Origin of the sequence: Nonomuraea sp. NBC_00507 (genome assembly GCF_036013525.1) — a bacterium.
GTDB lineage: Bacteria > Actinomycetota > Actinomycetes > Streptosporangiales > Streptosporangiaceae > Nonomuraea.
Genome location: NZ_CP107853.1, coordinates 8,934,831 through 8,948,728, shown reverse-complemented (window position 1 = coordinate 8,948,728; position 13,898 = coordinate 8,934,831). Strand labels below are relative to the sequence as shown.

At 71.6% G+C, this 13,898-nt stretch carries 11 protein-coding genes; 8 read left to right on the top strand and 3 right to left on the bottom strand.

Annotated elements, in window-relative coordinates; translation table 11 throughout:
* Nucleotides 1-48 precede the first annotated feature (48 nt).
* The 3 genes from OHA25_RS43145 (at nt 49) to OHA25_RS43135 (ending at nt 3,727) form a co-directional block, all read left to right on the top strand.
* Nucleotides 49-1,356, top strand: coding sequence for an acyltransferase family protein (locus OHA25_RS43145; RefSeq protein ID WP_327582688.1), 1,308 nt, complete (start codon nt 49-51; stop codon nt 1,354-1,356).
* Nucleotides 1,357-1,781: 425 nt separating this feature from the next.
* Nucleotides 1,782-2,972: a hypothetical protein gene (locus OHA25_RS43140; RefSeq protein ID WP_327582687.1), complete on the top strand. Its 1,191-nt coding sequence runs from the start codon at nt 1,782-1,784 to the stop codon at nt 2,970-2,972.
* Between the two features lie 110 nt (nt 2,973-3,082).
* Nucleotides 3,083-3,727, top strand: a complete 645-nt coding sequence (locus tag OHA25_RS43135; RefSeq protein ID WP_327582686.1) for a Uma2 family endonuclease — start codon at nt 3,083-3,085, stop codon at nt 3,725-3,727.
* 6 nt (nt 3,728-3,733) lie between these two features.
* Here OHA25_RS43135 and OHA25_RS43130 read toward each other — a convergent pair whose 3' ends face one another.
* The gene (locus OHA25_RS43130; RefSeq protein WP_327582685.1) at nt 3,734-5,017 is read right to left on the bottom strand and encodes an ABC transporter ATP-binding protein; all 1,284 of its coding nucleotides are present in this window, start codon (nt 5,015-5,017) and stop codon (nt 3,734-3,736) included.
* 229 nt (nt 5,018-5,246) lie between these two features.
* Here OHA25_RS43130 and OHA25_RS43125 point away from each other — a divergent pair, with 229 nt between their 5' ends.
* From OHA25_RS43125 to OHA25_RS43115, 3 genes are all read left to right on the top strand, one after another.
* Nucleotides 5,247-6,725, top strand: a complete 1,479-nt coding sequence (locus OHA25_RS43125) for a glycoside hydrolase family 13 protein (protein ID WP_327591123.1) — start codon at nt 5,247-5,249, stop codon at nt 6,723-6,725.
* On the top strand, nt 6,722-7,747 hold the full coding sequence (locus OHA25_RS43120) for a LacI family DNA-binding transcriptional regulator (protein ID WP_327582684.1): 1,026 nt from the start codon (nt 6,722-6,724) through the stop codon (nt 7,745-7,747). The genes OHA25_RS43125 and OHA25_RS43120 overlap by 4 nt, the downstream gene beginning before the upstream one ends.
* 108 nt (nt 7,748-7,855) lie before the next feature.
* Nucleotides 7,856-8,728: a carbohydrate kinase family protein gene (locus tag OHA25_RS43115; protein WP_327582683.1), complete on the top strand. Its 873-nt coding sequence runs from the start codon at nt 7,856-7,858 to the stop codon at nt 8,726-8,728.
* Here OHA25_RS43115 and OHA25_RS43110 read toward each other — a convergent pair.
* Nucleotides 8,688-9,932: an MFS transporter gene (locus OHA25_RS43110; RefSeq protein WP_327582682.1), complete on the bottom strand. Its 1,245-nt coding sequence runs from the start codon at nt 9,930-9,932 to the stop codon at nt 8,688-8,690. The genes OHA25_RS43115 and OHA25_RS43110 overlap by 41 nt on opposite strands.
* A gap of 151 nt (nt 9,933-10,083) precedes the next feature.
* Between OHA25_RS43110 and OHA25_RS43105 the strand changes: the two genes are divergently transcribed.
* A complete protein-coding gene (locus OHA25_RS43105; RefSeq protein WP_327582681.1) occupies nt 10,084-10,998 on the top strand; it encodes a sugar kinase in 915 nt (304 codons plus the stop codon).
* Nucleotides 10,999-11,089: 91 nt separating this feature from the next.
* Nucleotides 11,090-11,740 (top strand): bifunctional 4-hydroxy-2-oxoglutarate aldolase/2-dehydro-3-deoxy-phosphogluconate aldolase, encoded by a 651-nt coding sequence (locus tag OHA25_RS43100; protein ID WP_327582680.1) that lies wholly within the window; start codon nt 11,090-11,092, stop codon nt 11,738-11,740.
* On the opposite strand, the gene OHA25_RS43095 is transcribed toward OHA25_RS43100, so the two are convergent.
* Entirely contained in the window at nt 11,724-13,892 is a 2,169-nt protein-coding gene (locus tag OHA25_RS43095) for a protein kinase domain-containing protein (RefSeq protein ID WP_327582679.1), read from the bottom strand. The two genes, OHA25_RS43100 and OHA25_RS43095, sit on opposite strands and share 17 nt — an antisense overlap.
* Between the last annotated feature and the right edge of the window lie 6 nt (nt 13,893-13,898).

Below are 13,898 nucleotides of genomic sequence, written 5' to 3'. Positions count from 1 at the left end.
GCTGGACCTCGCCGCATCACCAGGCGCGGTAAGGGTATGTTGGTGCGGGTGTCCGCCGCCGTCCCCGCCCCCACCCCGTCGTCCTCCACGTCCAGGCTGGCCTGGCTGGACGCCTTGCGCGGCATCGGGGCGCTCGCCGTCGTGGCGGAGCACCTGCTCCCGTGGTTCCTCCCGGCACTCAGGCCATACTGGTTCAATCTGGGCGTCTACGGCATCCTGGTGTTCTTCCTGGTCAGCGGCTACATCATCCCCACATCCCTGGAGCGGCACGGCGATGTGCGGGCCTTCTGGATCAGCCGGATCTTCCGCCTCTACCCGCTCTACCTGAGCGTGATCGCGCTGGTGCTCGCCCTGGCGTGGTGGGTGCCGGTGCGCGGGGAGGTGCCGCGCGACGGGAGCGCGGTGGCGGCGCACGCGACCATGCTGCTCGACGTGGTGAGCGTGGGCGGCGTGGCCGACACGATGTGGACGCTGTCGTACGAGATGGTGTTCTACCTGCTGGTCACCGCGCTGTTCCTGACCGGGGCGCATCACCGTAGCGGGCAGTTGTCCATGGGGTTCGCGGCCGCCGCGGTGGTCGTCGGGCTGGTGGCGTCGGGCGCGGTGGTCGCGGGCGGGTGGCCCGCCTACGTGTCGGCCGGGGTGTTCGCGGCCGGGCTGGCCTGCGTGATGTGGGGCCGGGCGCGTACGGCCGCGGCCTGCGTACTCGGCCTGATGGCGCTCGCGGCGCTGCTGCTGAGCAGCCGGGTGCCGTGGCTGGGGACGGCGGTGCTGGCGGTCATGTTCGCGGGCACGGCCATCCACCGCTGGGAACGCGGAACGGGCGGGCTGTGGCCGGTCGCGGTCACGACGGCGCTGGTGGCGATCGCGCCCCTGTGGGCCATCGAGAGCGGCTGGTGGTGGGTGCAGGCCGACGTGTGGCTGACCACGATCGCGCTGGCCGGGGCCACCTTCGCGGGCGCGATGGCGCTGCGCGGGCGGCGGCTGCCGAGGATGCTCGTCTGGCTCGGGCTGGTCAGCTATTCGCTCTACCTGGTGCACCACCCGCTGCTGAAGTACTTCGTGGAGATCACCGGCGATTTGCGGCAGGCGGCTCTGCCGCACCAGCTGAGCATGGCGGCGCTGGCCCTGGCGGTGGTGCTGGGCGTGAGCGCGCTGGCCTACCGCTTCATCGAGCGGCCCGGGCAGGCTCTGGGCCGGCGCCTGTCAGGCCGGGACGCCCGCGGGCTCCAGCGCCGCGCCGATCTCGGGGTGGCGGGACAGGACCCGGGCGACGACGGGGTCCACGGCCATGAGGAAGGCAAGGTGTCTGATGGCGTGCGCGACCACGTTGGCCAGGGCGACGTGGTCAGGTGACGGCGTGGCGGGGGCTTCGCCGCGGGCGATCTCCAGCACGGGCACCTCGATCGCGGGCAGCCAGGGCGACGGGTCAGGACAGACCGCGTAGGTCAGGACGATCCGGCCGTCCGGCTCATACCGCCAGCTGGTGGAATGCAGCACGGTGCCCGGATCGGCGGCCGTCACGCCGCTGAGCCGCCGCGCGGCCTCGTCCGGGCTCTCGCCGCGTCCCGGTCTGGTCATGGCACGCCGGTAGGACCAGCGATTGTCGGTGCCCACCCGTAGCATGAGCGTCTCAACCGAGACCACGTGTCTCCCCGTCACTGCCAACAACTTACTGCAATACCTATGCAACTGCGTCTGCAATGCATATGTCTCCTGGTCTTGAACAGCGCGGAGAGCCCCGCTGTAGTCGATGGCGTGCGAGAGAGAGGCCGACAGTCATGCCGGGTTTGCTGGTGCTGATGGGGTCGGGCGAGACGAGCCCGACCATGGTCGAGATCCACCGCGCCGCGGCGCGGACCCTGCGCGCCGGAGCGCGGGCCGTGCTGCTCGACACTCCTTACGCCTTCCAGGAAAACCGCGCCGACATCTCCGCCCGTGCCTGCCGATACTTCGCCCGCAGCGTCGGCCTGGATGTCGAGGTGGCCTCCGGGATCACCGGCGCCGACTGGGTGTTCTCCGGCCCGGGCAGCCCCACCTACGCGCTGGACCGGTGGGCCGATTCCGGGGTGGCGGGCGACCTGCGGGCACGCGTCCGCGCACGTCAGGGGGTGACCGTGCTGGCCTCGGCGGCGGCTTGCACGGCGGGGCTGGCCACCGTGCCGGTCTACGAGATCTACAAGGTGGGCGCGGAGCCTCATTGGCGCGAGGGCATCGGCCTGCTGGAGCCGCTCGGGCTGCAGGCCGTGCTGATCCCCCACTTCGACAACGCCGAGGGCGGCACGCACGACACCCGCTACTGCTACCTGGGCGAGCGCCGACTGTCCCGCATGGAGCGCGAGTTGCCGGCCGGCACCGCGGTCCTGGGGCTCGACGAGCACACAGCGGTCGTCATCGACCTGGACGGCGAGACGGTCCAGGTGGCGGGCCGGGGCGGGCTGACCGTCCGGCGGCCGGGCTCGGTGGTGGTGTTGCCGGCGGGGACCCGTACCGGCCTCGCCGAGATCCGCCGCCTGGCCGAGGGCGGCGCGGGGGCGGTCTCCGTGCCGTCGCCGGTTGACGAGGAGGCCACACCTGCCGAGATCACGCTGGAGGAGACGATCCGGTCCTGCGAGGAGCGGTTCAAGGCGGCCGCGGCCGAGCCCGACATGGTCGCGGCCGCGCAGACCGTGCTCGACCTCGAGGCCGAGCTCGTCAAGTGGGCGGCCGACACCGAAGAGGACGCGGGCGGGGTGGATCAGGCCAGAGAGCTGATGCGGCTGCTCATCGGCCGGCTCGGCGAGCTCGCCTCGAGGACCGATCAGCGTGCGGCGGGTCTCCGGTCCCTGGTGGAGCCGCTGGTCTCGCTGCGCGCGGAGTTGCGGGAGGCGGGACGCTACGACGTGGCGGATGCGCTGCGGGCGGCGATGCACGCGGGTGGCGTCTTCGTGGAGGACACCCCGGAAGGCCCCCGATGGACGCCTGCGCCGTGATCCGGAAGTGGCTGACGGAGCTGGTAAAGGCACGGTTATGTGGCGTCGTCACTCCGCGTGCTCATGCCGCTACAGTTGGCTCGATTTGCTGTGCGTGCGAGACTCGACTCATGGAAGGCGATGAGGCGATGACTGCTTTGCCGGAGGATGGGTGGTTGGTTGCTCATCCGCCACCATGGCGTGTCAGGCTTTTCGCGCAAACGTCCACCAACGAGGGCTACACCGTCGAGGACTGGCTCAAGCTGCCCGAAACCGGGGAGCGGATCGAGTTGATCGACGGGAGTTTCGTCGTGAGTCCCATGCCTAAGTCCGATCATGCACTCGCGGCGAAGCGCCTGGTCCGTATCCTGGACGAGGCGCGCCCCCGGGACCTTGAGGTGGTTGAGACGCTCAACCTTCAGGCTGGCGAGGATGGCCTCATTCCTGACATTGTGGTGGGGGATGCCAAGGCGATAGCGGCAGGGCTCGCCAAGATCTCCGCCGACGAGGTCGTGTGCGTGGTGGAGGTCGTCAGTCCGGGCAAGGTGAACCGTCGGCGCGACTACGAGATCAAGCCGCCCAAATATGCTGCGGCGGGCATCCCGGTCTTCATCAGGGTCGATCTCCAAGGCGACGATGCGCCGCGTGTGGAGGTCTTCAACCTGGGAGCGCGGGGCTATGAACTGGTGGAAGAGGCGAAGGCGGGCGATATGCTGATGATCACCCAGCCCTTCCCTGTCTCCTTCGACCCCGCCATGCTCGTCGGCGTGGAGTAAACGGCTTCAGCGGCGCGGTGGGTCGATGCGGGCGCCGTCCGGCGTGAAGATCATGATGCGGGAGAGGTCGACGGCGACCTTGGAGGCGTCGCCGGCCCGCCAGACCGGCCGGTTGCCCAGGCGGACGATCAGGTCAGAGCGGCGGTGGATGCCGCTGTTCGGGTTCTGGCCCACCCGTTCCTGCTCCTGAGGCTCCTCCCTCGGAGGCGAGAACATCCGCCGCATCAGCCCCGACAGCTTGCCCGAGCCGTTCTTGACGCCGTTGACCCGCCCGCTCCGCTCCGGCGGCTCGGGCACCGGGACGGCCGGCATGCCGCACTCCAGGTACGCCAGCCACTCGTGCCCGTGGTACTCCAGCGCCCGCACCCGCCCGAAGAACGCCGGCCCCTCGTACGTCTCCGGCACCGGCGCCAGCCCGTCGGGCCGCATCCCCACCAGCACGTGGCCGCCGGTGTGCTGCGAGATGGCGTACGCCCGCGGATCGCTCCACGGGATCGTCAGCCGGTGCGGGCCGAAGTCGAGCAGCACGTACTGGTTCTGCGGCGTCCTGACTGCGGCCGCTAACAGGTTCAACTGCTGGGAGTTGAGGAACGCCGCCACGAACGCCGTGGCTGGATCGTTGTAAATCTGGGCCGGAGTGCCCACGTCCTGCAGGACGCCGCGATTCAAAATGGCGATCCTGTCGGCCAGCGTGAGCGCCTCCACCTGGTCGTGCGTGACGTAGATGGTGGTGACGCCGAGCGACCTGACCAGCGCGGAGATCTCCATGCGCAGCTCGGTGCGCATGCCGGCGTCGAGGTTCGACAGCGGCTCGTCCATGAGGAACAGCTTGGGCTGGCGCACGATCGCCCGGCCCATCGCGACCCGCTGGCGCTGGCCGCCGGAGAGTGTGCCCGGGCGGCGGTCCAGCGTCTCGTCGATGTGCAACGCCTTCGACAGTTCCTTGACCCGCTCACGCACCATCGCCGGGTCCGACTTGGCGATCTCCAAGGGGAACGCGATGTTCCCGCGCACGGTCCGGTGCGGGTACAGGGCGCCGTTCTGGAACACCATGGCGACGTCGCGGTCGCGTGGCGCCAGGTGGTTGGCCATCTGGCCGTCCAGCCAGAGCTCGCCTTGGGTGATCTCCTCAAGGCCCGCGATCATCCGGAGCAAGGTGGACTTGCCGCATCCTGAAGGGCCCAGGAGGACGAGGAACTCGCCATCCTCGGCACGCAGGCTGAGCCGGTCGACTGCGAGGTAGTCGCCCGGGTACACCTTGGTCACTTTGTCGAGAACGACCGAGCTCATGGGGCCCACACCTTGCGCACGTGTCACCTGTGACGGGGCTGATTGAAGAGGTAGTACATCGCGCCTTAACGCCGCATGTCCACCCTTGACATAAAGAATCTCCTTCTAGGGCTTATCGGACAGGGGTTTTGGGCGTCCATAGACCGAAATTTCCGTATCGGGGGCGGATGGAAGGAGTTGCGTAAAGTTGCGGAAACCGCTTTCATGGGTGAAACATTCGGGGGTGACCATGACCGCGTGGTGGCGGAACGCCGTGATCTACCAGGTCTACGTGCGTAGCTTCGCCGACGGAGACGGCGACGGCGTCGGTGACCTGATCGGCATTCGCGATCGCCTGCCGTACCTGGCCGGGCTGGGCGTGGACGCCGTCTGGCTGACGCCCTTCTACCGCTCGCCGATGGCCGACTTCGGCTACGACGTGTCCGACTACCGCGACGTCGACCCCCTGTTCGGCACCCTGGCCGACGCCAAGGCGCTGATCGACGAGGCGCACCAGCAGGGGCTGCGGGTGATCGTGGACATCGTCCCCAACCACACCTCCGCCGCGCATCCCTGGTTCCAGCAGGCGTTGCGCGGCGAGCGGCGGGATCGCTACATCTTCCGCGACCGGCCGAACGACTGGGAGTCGATCTTCGGCGGCCCGGCCTGGACCCAGGTGGAGGACGGGCAGTGGTATCTCCACCTGTTCGACCCCGCCCAGCCGGACCTCAACTGGGACGACCACGAGGTGCGCGGCGAGTTCGAGTCGATCCTGCGTTTCTGGCTCGACCTGGGCGTGGACGGCTTCCGGGTGGACGTGGCGCACGGCATGGTCAAGCCGGCCGGCCTGCCCGACATCGGCAAGGGAAACCAGGCCAGGATGGTCGGCAGGGAGCCGGTGCCGTTCTTTGACAACGACGGCGTGCACGAGATCCACCGGGCCTGGCGGCGCGTGCTCGACTCCTATCCCGGCGAGCGGATCGGCGTGGCCGAGGCGTGGGCGCCCACGCCCGAGCGGCTGGCCATGTACGTCCGCCCGGACGAGCTGCACCAGGCGTTCAACTTCCACTACCTGTTCGCGCCGTGGGACGCCGCCGAGCTGCGCGAGGTGATCGACTCCTCGCTGGCCACCGCCGCGTCCGTGGGCGCGCCGACCACCTGGGTGTTGTCCAACCACGACGTCAAGCGGCACGTCACCCGCTACGGCGGCCTGGACAGGGCCCGCGCGGCCGCGTTGCTGACCCTCGCACTGCCCGGCTCGGCCTACGTCTACCAGGGCGACGAGCTGGGCCTGCCCGAGGTGCTCGACCTGCCGCCCGAGGTGTGCCTCGACCCGCAGCGGCTGCGCGATCCCGACAGCGGCCGCGACGGCTGCCGGGTGCCGCTGCCCTGGACGCGCCGCGACCCGGAGGCCGGGTGGGCGAACCCGTGGCTGCCGATTCCGGCGGAGTGGGCCGAGCTGAGCGTGGAGGCCCAGGAGGGCGCCCCCGGCTCGACACTCGAGCTTTACCGGACCGCGCTGCGGCTGCGGCGGTCCTTCGACGGGGACCTGACCTGGCACGACTCTCCCGAGGGCACGCTGGTCTTCTCCCGGGGCGATCTGGTGTGCGCCGTCAATCTCACGGGGACACCTGTGGACTTCGGTCTCGGCGGCGAGGTGCTGCTGGCCTCGAATGAGCCTGGAGCAGCGGATTCGGCGGTCTGGTTGAAAGTAAAGTGTGGCCTATGAATGGTCACGCTCGCCTTGCCGACATCGCAGCCCAGGCCGGGGTGAGTGAGGCCACGGTCAGCCGGGTGCTCAACGGCAAACCCGGGGTCTCCGCGGGCACCCGCCAGGCGGTGATGACCGCGCTCGACCTCATGGGCTACGAGCGCCCGCCCCGGCTGCGGCAGCGCAGCAACGGACTGGTCGGCCTGGTGACGCCCGAGCTGGACAATCCGATCTTCCCGGCGTTCGCGCAGGCCATCGAGAAGGCGCTGACCCAGCACGGCTACACGCCCGTGTTGTGCACGCAGCTGCCCGGCGGCGCGCCCGAGGACGAGTTCACCGAGCTGCTCGTGGATCGCGGGGTGAGCGGCATCGTCTTCATGTCGGGCCTGCACGCCGACACGACCGCGCGGATGGACCGCTACACCCGCCTGGTCGACCGCGGGCTGCCGATCGTGCTGGTGGACGGCTACAGCGAGCACATCGACGCGCCCTTCATCTCGCCCGACGACCGCATGGCCGTGCGGCTGTCCGTGCAGCACCTCGTCGACCTCGGTCACGAGCGCATCGGGCTGGCGCTGGGGCCGCGCAGGTTCGTGCCGGTGATCAGGAAGATCGAGGGCTTCAAGCAGGTCATGGCGCACCTGCTCGGCACGGCCGACGTGGACGACCTGATCGCGCACTCGCTGTTCTCGGTCGAGGGCGGGCAGGCGGCCGCCACCCAGCTGCTCACCCGCGGCTGCACCGGCATCGTGTGCGCCAGCGACCTGATGGCGCTCGGCGCGATCCGGGCCTGCAGGGAGAAGGGGCTGTCGGTGCCGGGGGAGGTGTCCGTGGTCGGGTTCGACGACTCGCCGCTGATCGCGTTCACCGACCCGCCGCTGACCACCGTGCGCAAGCCGATCGGCGCCATGGCCTCGGCAGCCGTGCAGACGCTGCTCGAGGAGGTCAGCGGCGCGCCCGCCAAGCACGTTGAGCTGATCTTCCAGCCGGAGCTGGTGGTCCGCGGCTCCACCGGCTCCGGTCCGCTGGTCAACCGGTGAGGGAGTGCCGTCGCCTGGAGGAGCGGCGGGAGCGCAGCGATCAGAGCGGGGGAAGGCGGCGGCATATGGCGACCGAGCCCGCCTCCACGGAGTGGAGGCCATGAACACGTGAGGGACCTTCTGGTCCTCGGCGGTGCCGGGGTCGACACGACCGTCTACGTGCCCGAGCTGCCGCTGCCGTACAAGGACACCTACCAGGTGCCGCCGGTCGTCGACAGGATCGGCAACACCGGCGCGGGGGTGGCGCTCGGCTGCCACGCGCTCGGGCTGGACGTCTCGTTCGCCGACCTGATCGGCGACGACCCGCAGGGCGCGCTGATCCGCCACGCGCTGCGCGACCTCGACTGCTCCTGGGGACCGGCCGACGCGGGCACGCGCAGGAGCGTGCTGCTCGTAGGTCCCGACGGCCGCCGCACCTCCTTCTACGACGCCAAGGTCACGCCCGGCGAGCGCCTGCCCAGGCAGCTGTACGCGGACGTCCGGGCCAGGCACGTCCACGTGTCGATCATGGACTTCTGCCGCCACGTCTACCCCGACCTGGACGGCGTGCCGATCTCCACGGACCTGCACGACTGGGACGGCGTCAACACCTACCACAAGGACTTCGCCTACCGTTCCGACCTGGTGTTCCTGTCGGCCGCCGCGCTCAAGGACCCGGCCGTCGTGATGGGCGACGTGCTCGGCCGCGGCCGCGCCCGCACCGTCGTGTGCACGCTCGGCGCGGACGGCTGCCTGGTGCTGACCCGCGAGACCGGACTGCGGGCCTTCCCCGCCGCCCCGTTGCCCGGGCCGGTGGCCGACAGCAACGGCGCGGGCGACGCGTTCGTCTCCGGTTTCCTGTACGGCACGCTGCGCGGCAGGCCGCTGGAGGAGTGCGTCAGGCTGGGCTCGATCGCCGGGGCACACGCGTGCACGGCCGCCGGCACCCACGAGTCCCCGATCACGGAGTCCCTCCTTCTGAGCCGGTCCGCCGCCGCTTGACGCCGGCCGGCCCGTCGTGGTCCAGCTCCCGCCAGGCTCGGCCGGCGAACGGCGGGATGGACGCCAGCACGTAGACGGCGGTGAACGCGTACAGGGTGGCCGTCAGGCCGGTCAGCTCCGTGAGCGAGCCCGCCAGAAGCCCGCCGAACGGCATGCCCGCGTAGGCGGCGGCCGTCATGGTGCCGAGCACCCGCGCCCGCAGGCGGGCCGGGATCCGGTCGTACTGCAGCACGCCGAGAATGGGATTGATCGCGCCCGCGGCGAGGCCGGACAGCGCGGTGACGCCGAGGGCGACGGGCAACGGGGCGCCGAGGGCCAGGATCAGCACCCGAGGCACTCCGGCGATCAGGAAGCACGCCCCGAAGGTCAGCCTCTGGGGTAATCGCTCGCCGGCGGCGCCGTAGACGACGGTCCCGGCCAGCGCGCCCGCTCCGACCGCGCCGGCGAGCAGGCCGAACGCGCGGGGATCGTGGGCCACGTCCCGGGCGTACAACGCCAGCAGGACCTGCGTCACGCCTGTGTAGAGCATGTTGACGACCACGATCATCGTGGTCGCGCTCATCTGCAGCCGGTCCCGCCACAGGAACGCCACCCCGTCGCGCAGATCGCTCAGATAACCGCCCTGTCCCGCGCCGCCTCCCGATCGCGGGACCCCGCCGCCGATCAGAGCCGCGGACAGCAGGAACGTGACCCCGTCGACGACCAGCAACGCACTGGCCCCGAGCCAGACGATCAGCACGCCGGCGAGCGGCGCGCCCACCATCGCCGCGCCCCGGTAGACGCCGTCGTACGCCGCCACCGCCCGTTCGAGGCGCACAGGCCCGAGCGCCGCCAGCTCGGGAACCATGGCCTTGCGTGCCGTCTCCCCGGGCGTGGCCAGCAGCCAGCGCACGAAGAGCAACCCCAGCAGCGCCGGATACGACAGCCCCGTCGTCCACGACAGCACCGGCATGGCCAGGACGACGAGCCCGCTCGCCAGGTCGGACAACACGCTCGCGCCGCGCGGTCCCAGCCGGTCCACCAGTGTCCCGCCGAACGCGGCCGAGACGACGATGGGGAACGTGGTCGAGAACGCCGCCAGCCCCGTGAGCGCGGCGCTCCCCGTGCTCTCCAGCACGAACCACGGCACGGCCAGCATGGAGAGCATGGTCCCGGTGACGGAGAGTGCGTTGGCGGCCAGCACGGTGATGAATGGACGCCTCACGCTCGATCCCCCCGGCGCCCCCCGGCCACGGTTTCCGCTTCAGCGTTCCCCACGGGCGCCATGCGGTCAATGGAGTCTCTCGCCGCAGGACAAACGTGATTTGATACAACTATTGGGACGCATGATCCATTGATTTCCGAGGAGTCCGTTCGTGAGCGTTGTGGTGTGCGGTGAGGCGATGCTGCTGATGCTGGCCGAGCCGGGCATCCCGCTCGAGCGGGCCACCGCCTTCCGCCGCTCGATCGCGGGCGCCGAGTCGAACGTGGCCGCCGGCCTGGCCAGGCTGGGCCACCAGGTGCGCTGGCTCGGGCGGGTGGGCGCGGACCCGGCGGGCGCGTCTGTCCTGGCCATGCTCCGCGCCGACGGCATCGACACGCGCCACGCCGTCGTGGACCCGCACGCCCCCACCGGGCTGCTGCTGCGCGACAGCCACCCGTCCAGGGCGATCGACGTCCAGTACTACCGCGCCGGCTCGGCCGCCTCCCGGCTGGCGCCCGGCGAGCTGACGCCCGAGATGGTGGACGGCGCCCGGCTCGTCCACGTCACCGGCATCACGCCGATGTTGTCGGACTCAGCGCACCTCGCCACGCTCAGGCTGCTCGACCTGGCCAGGGACGCGGGCGCCACGATCTCCTTCGACCCGAACGTCCGGCTCAAGCTCGGCCCGCCCGATCGGTGGCGGGAGCGGGTCGCGCCGCTCATGGGCCGCGCCGACGTGGTGTTCGCCGGTGAGGACGAGCTGGAGCTGCTCCAGGTGGACCCGGCGGGGCTGTCCGGGCTCGCCGTGGTCAAGCACCGCGACAAGTCGGCCGGCTGCGCTGGCCTGCGTCAGGAGGCGTTCCCGGTGCCCGTGACCGACCCCGTGGGGGCGGGGGACGCGTTCGCCGCCGGGTTCCTGTCGGGGATGCTGCGCGGAATGCCGTACGAGACCTGCCTGCGCGAGGGGGCGGCCGTGGCGGCGCTCGTGGTGCAGTGCGCCAACGACACCGACGGGCTGCCCGACCGGACGGGCCTGGACCGTGCGCTGGCCGCGTTCACCTCGGCGGGGGAGACCGTGCACCGTTAGGGCGCGTTCACTGCGGCGGGGACCATGCGCCGTTGGCGCGGGTTCGCCGAGGCGGGGAGAGCGGCTCGCCGCCGGCGCCGGACTGTAGACCATGAGAAGGGAAATCATGTTCCGCTGGGAGATCGTCCAGGCCGTCACCGAGCAGCGGGTGTTCGGGATCGTCAGGGCCGCGGGGCCAGGGGAGGCGGTGGCCGCCGCCGAGGCCGTGCTGGACGCCGGACTGCGGGCCGTGGAGGTGGCGCTCACCACGCCGCGCGCCCTCACCGCCGTCGCCCGGCTCACCGAGCAGCGGCCCGAGGCGCTCGTCGGCGCGGGCACCGTGCTCGACGCCGCCGCGGCCCGCGCCGCCGTGGAGTCCGGCGCGCGCTTCCTGGTCTCGCCCAACCTGCATCCCGAGGTGATCCGCGCCGGCCACCGCTACGGTGTGCCGGTCTTCCCCGGCGTGGCCACCCCGACCGAGATCGTCCGTGCTCTGGAGGAAGGCGCGGACGCGGTGAAGATCTTCCCGGCGTCCGCGGTGTCGCCGTCCTGGCTGCGCGACGTACGGGCCGCGCTGCCCCAGGTTCCCGCCATCCCCACGGGCGGCGTCACCCTCGACAACGCGCCGGAGTGGATCGCGGCCGGCGCCGTGGCCTGCGGCATGGGCTCCGCGCTCACCTCCGGCGGCGCCGAAGCCGCCGGCCGGCGCGTCACCGCCCTGCTGGCCAGGCTCGCCCAGGCGGGGGTCAGGAATCCAGGTTGACCCTGGCTCCCGCGCTCAGCCCGGAGTCGTGCACCTCCAGGCCCGTGGGCTGCAGGTTCTTCGGCAACTCGAACACCAGCGTGCCAGTGAACGCGCCGCCTGCCTCGATGCGGATCGGCGTGATCTCCTTGCCGCTCTTGTCGAGCAGCTTGGTGCCGCCGTGCGGCATGTCGTCCTCGTCGATCAGCTTCTGCTGGCCCGGGTAGAGCACCCTGGCCTCGTGGCCGATGTTGTTGACCTTCACCCCGATCTGGCAGGTGCGCGTCGTCGCGGCCTTGGCGGGCTTGGGGCACTTCGTGCTCGTCACCGCGAACCTCAGCTTGCCATCCTCCACCGGGCCGTCCGCGCCGGCCGGAGTTTCGCGGAATAACCAGGCCAGCGCGGCCAACAGCAGCACCAGCAGCACGGCCGCGATGACCAGGGCGGTGAGGCAGCCCGCGAACACGCCCCGCTTCGGGCGGGCGGGCCGGTAGCCGGGCAAGGGCCCCTGGCCCGTCGTGGCGTGGTGGGGGAGCGGCCCTCGCCCGCCCGGCCGCGGCATGCTCCGTTCGGGATGCCGGGCCTGCCCACCCCGCCCGTGCGTCTGCGGTCCCCGCCCGGTTCCGGGGAGTGGCCCGGTGCGCTCGGCGTGTGGCGGCTGGGGCGCTGCGCCTGGTACGGGTCCGGTCCGGTCGGCGTGTGGCGGTTGGGGCATTGCGCCCGGTACGGGTCCGGTCCGGTCGGCGTGTGGCGGTTGGGGCATTGCGCCCGGTACGGGCCCGGTGCGCTCGGCGTGTGGCGGCTGGGGTCCTACGCCTGGTACGGGTCCGGTCCGCTCGGCGTGTGGCGGCTGCGGTCCCCGGCTGGTGCCAGGCGTCGGCCCCGTGCGCTCGGCCGGTGACGGTTGCGGCCCGCGGGAGGTCACCGGCGTGGGACCGGTGCGCTCGGCCGGAGGCCCCAGAGGGCTGCGTGCCTCTGCGTGCGACGACCCCTGAGGGTTGCGCGCCTCAGGATGCGGTGCGGCCTGCAGGGCGCGGCTGTCGTGATGCGGTGGCGCCTGCCCGGTACGGGCGTCCGGGTGAGGCAGCGGCTGCGGGCCACGACCGGCGCCGTCTGGGCGCGGGCCGGCCGAGTCGGGGTGGGGCGTGCGGGCGTCCGGGCGCGGGCCGGCAGCGTCGGGGCGTGGCGCGCGGGCGTCCAGGTGCGGGCCGGCAGCGTCGGGGCGTGGCGCGCGAGCGTCCGGGTGCGGTGCGAACTCCGACGGGTTCCACGCGTTCGTCAGATGCTTGGTCGCGGCCAGCTGCGCCGCCGGCTCGTCGGCCGCCTCCACCAGCTCCAGCAGCAGCTGCCTCGCCGTAGGCCGGCGCGCCGGGTCAGGGTGGATGGCCGCCGCCACCAACCGGTCCAGCGGCGTGGGCAACCCCCGCAGATCGGGCGGTGCCGTACGGGCCCGGGCCGCCATCACGTAGGCGTCCCCCTCGCCGAACGGGTGCCCGCCCAGCCCCGCGTACGCGATCAGCGACCCCCACGCGAACACGTCTCCCGCCGGGCTGGTCCGCCCCTCGAAGACCTGCTCGGGAGCGATCCATCCGGGTGTGCCCATGACCATGCCGGCGTTCGTGTGCCGGGAGTCGACATGCGTCGACCGGGCCAGCCCGAAGTCGATCACCCGCGGCCCGGCCAGCGTCAGCATGACGTTGGCCGGTTTGAGATCGCGGTGCACCAGCCCCGCCGCGTGGATCGCGGTCAGCGCGGCCGCCACGCCGACGGCGGCCGCGTGCAGCACGGACGGCGACAGCGCCCCGTGCTCGATCAGGTGATCTTCCAGCGAGATGCCGTCGATGTATTCGGTGACGAGGTAGAGCACGCCCCGGTCCTCGCCGTGGTCGAGCACCCGCGCCGTGCAGAACGAGGCCACCTTGCGCGCGTTGGACACCTCTTCGTGGAAACGCGCACGGTAGACCGGGTCGGCGGTGAAGTCCCTGCGGATCGCCTTGAGCGCCACCCGCGGCCCATCGGCGGACTTGGCGAGGTAGACCACCCCCATGCCGCCGGAGCCGAGACGGCTGACCAGCTCATAGGGGCCGATCGCCGGCGGGTCTTCCGGCTCCAGCGGAGTGCCTGCGGAGCGCCCCAATGTCGCCGTCCTCTCGCCGTCGTCATCGCGTCTCAACGCGAA

Excerpts from the sequence above, each read along its gene's own strand:
- OHA25_RS43140 (WP_327582687.1), top strand. The coding sequence starts at position 1,782 with ATGCCGGGTTTGCTGGTGCTGATGGGGTCGGGCGAGACGAGCCCGACC.
- OHA25_RS43135 (WP_327582686.1), top strand. The coding sequence starts at position 3,083 with ATGGAAGGCGATGAGGCGATGACTGCTTTGCCGGAGGATGGGTGGTTG.
- OHA25_RS43130 (WP_327582685.1), bottom strand. The coding sequence starts at position 5,017 with ATGAGCTCGGTCGTTCTCGACAAAGTGACCAAGGTGTACCCGGGCGAC.
- OHA25_RS43125 (WP_327591123.1), top strand. The coding sequence starts at position 5,247 with ATGACCGCGTGGTGGCGGAACGCCGTGATCTACCAGGTCTACGTGCGT.
- OHA25_RS43120 (WP_327582684.1), top strand. The coding sequence starts at position 6,722 with ATGAATGGTCACGCTCGCCTTGCCGACATCGCAGCCCAGGCCGGGGTG.
- OHA25_RS43100 (WP_327582680.1), top strand. The coding sequence starts at position 11,090 with ATGAGAAGGGAAATCATGTTCCGCTGGGAGATCGTCCAGGCCGTCACC.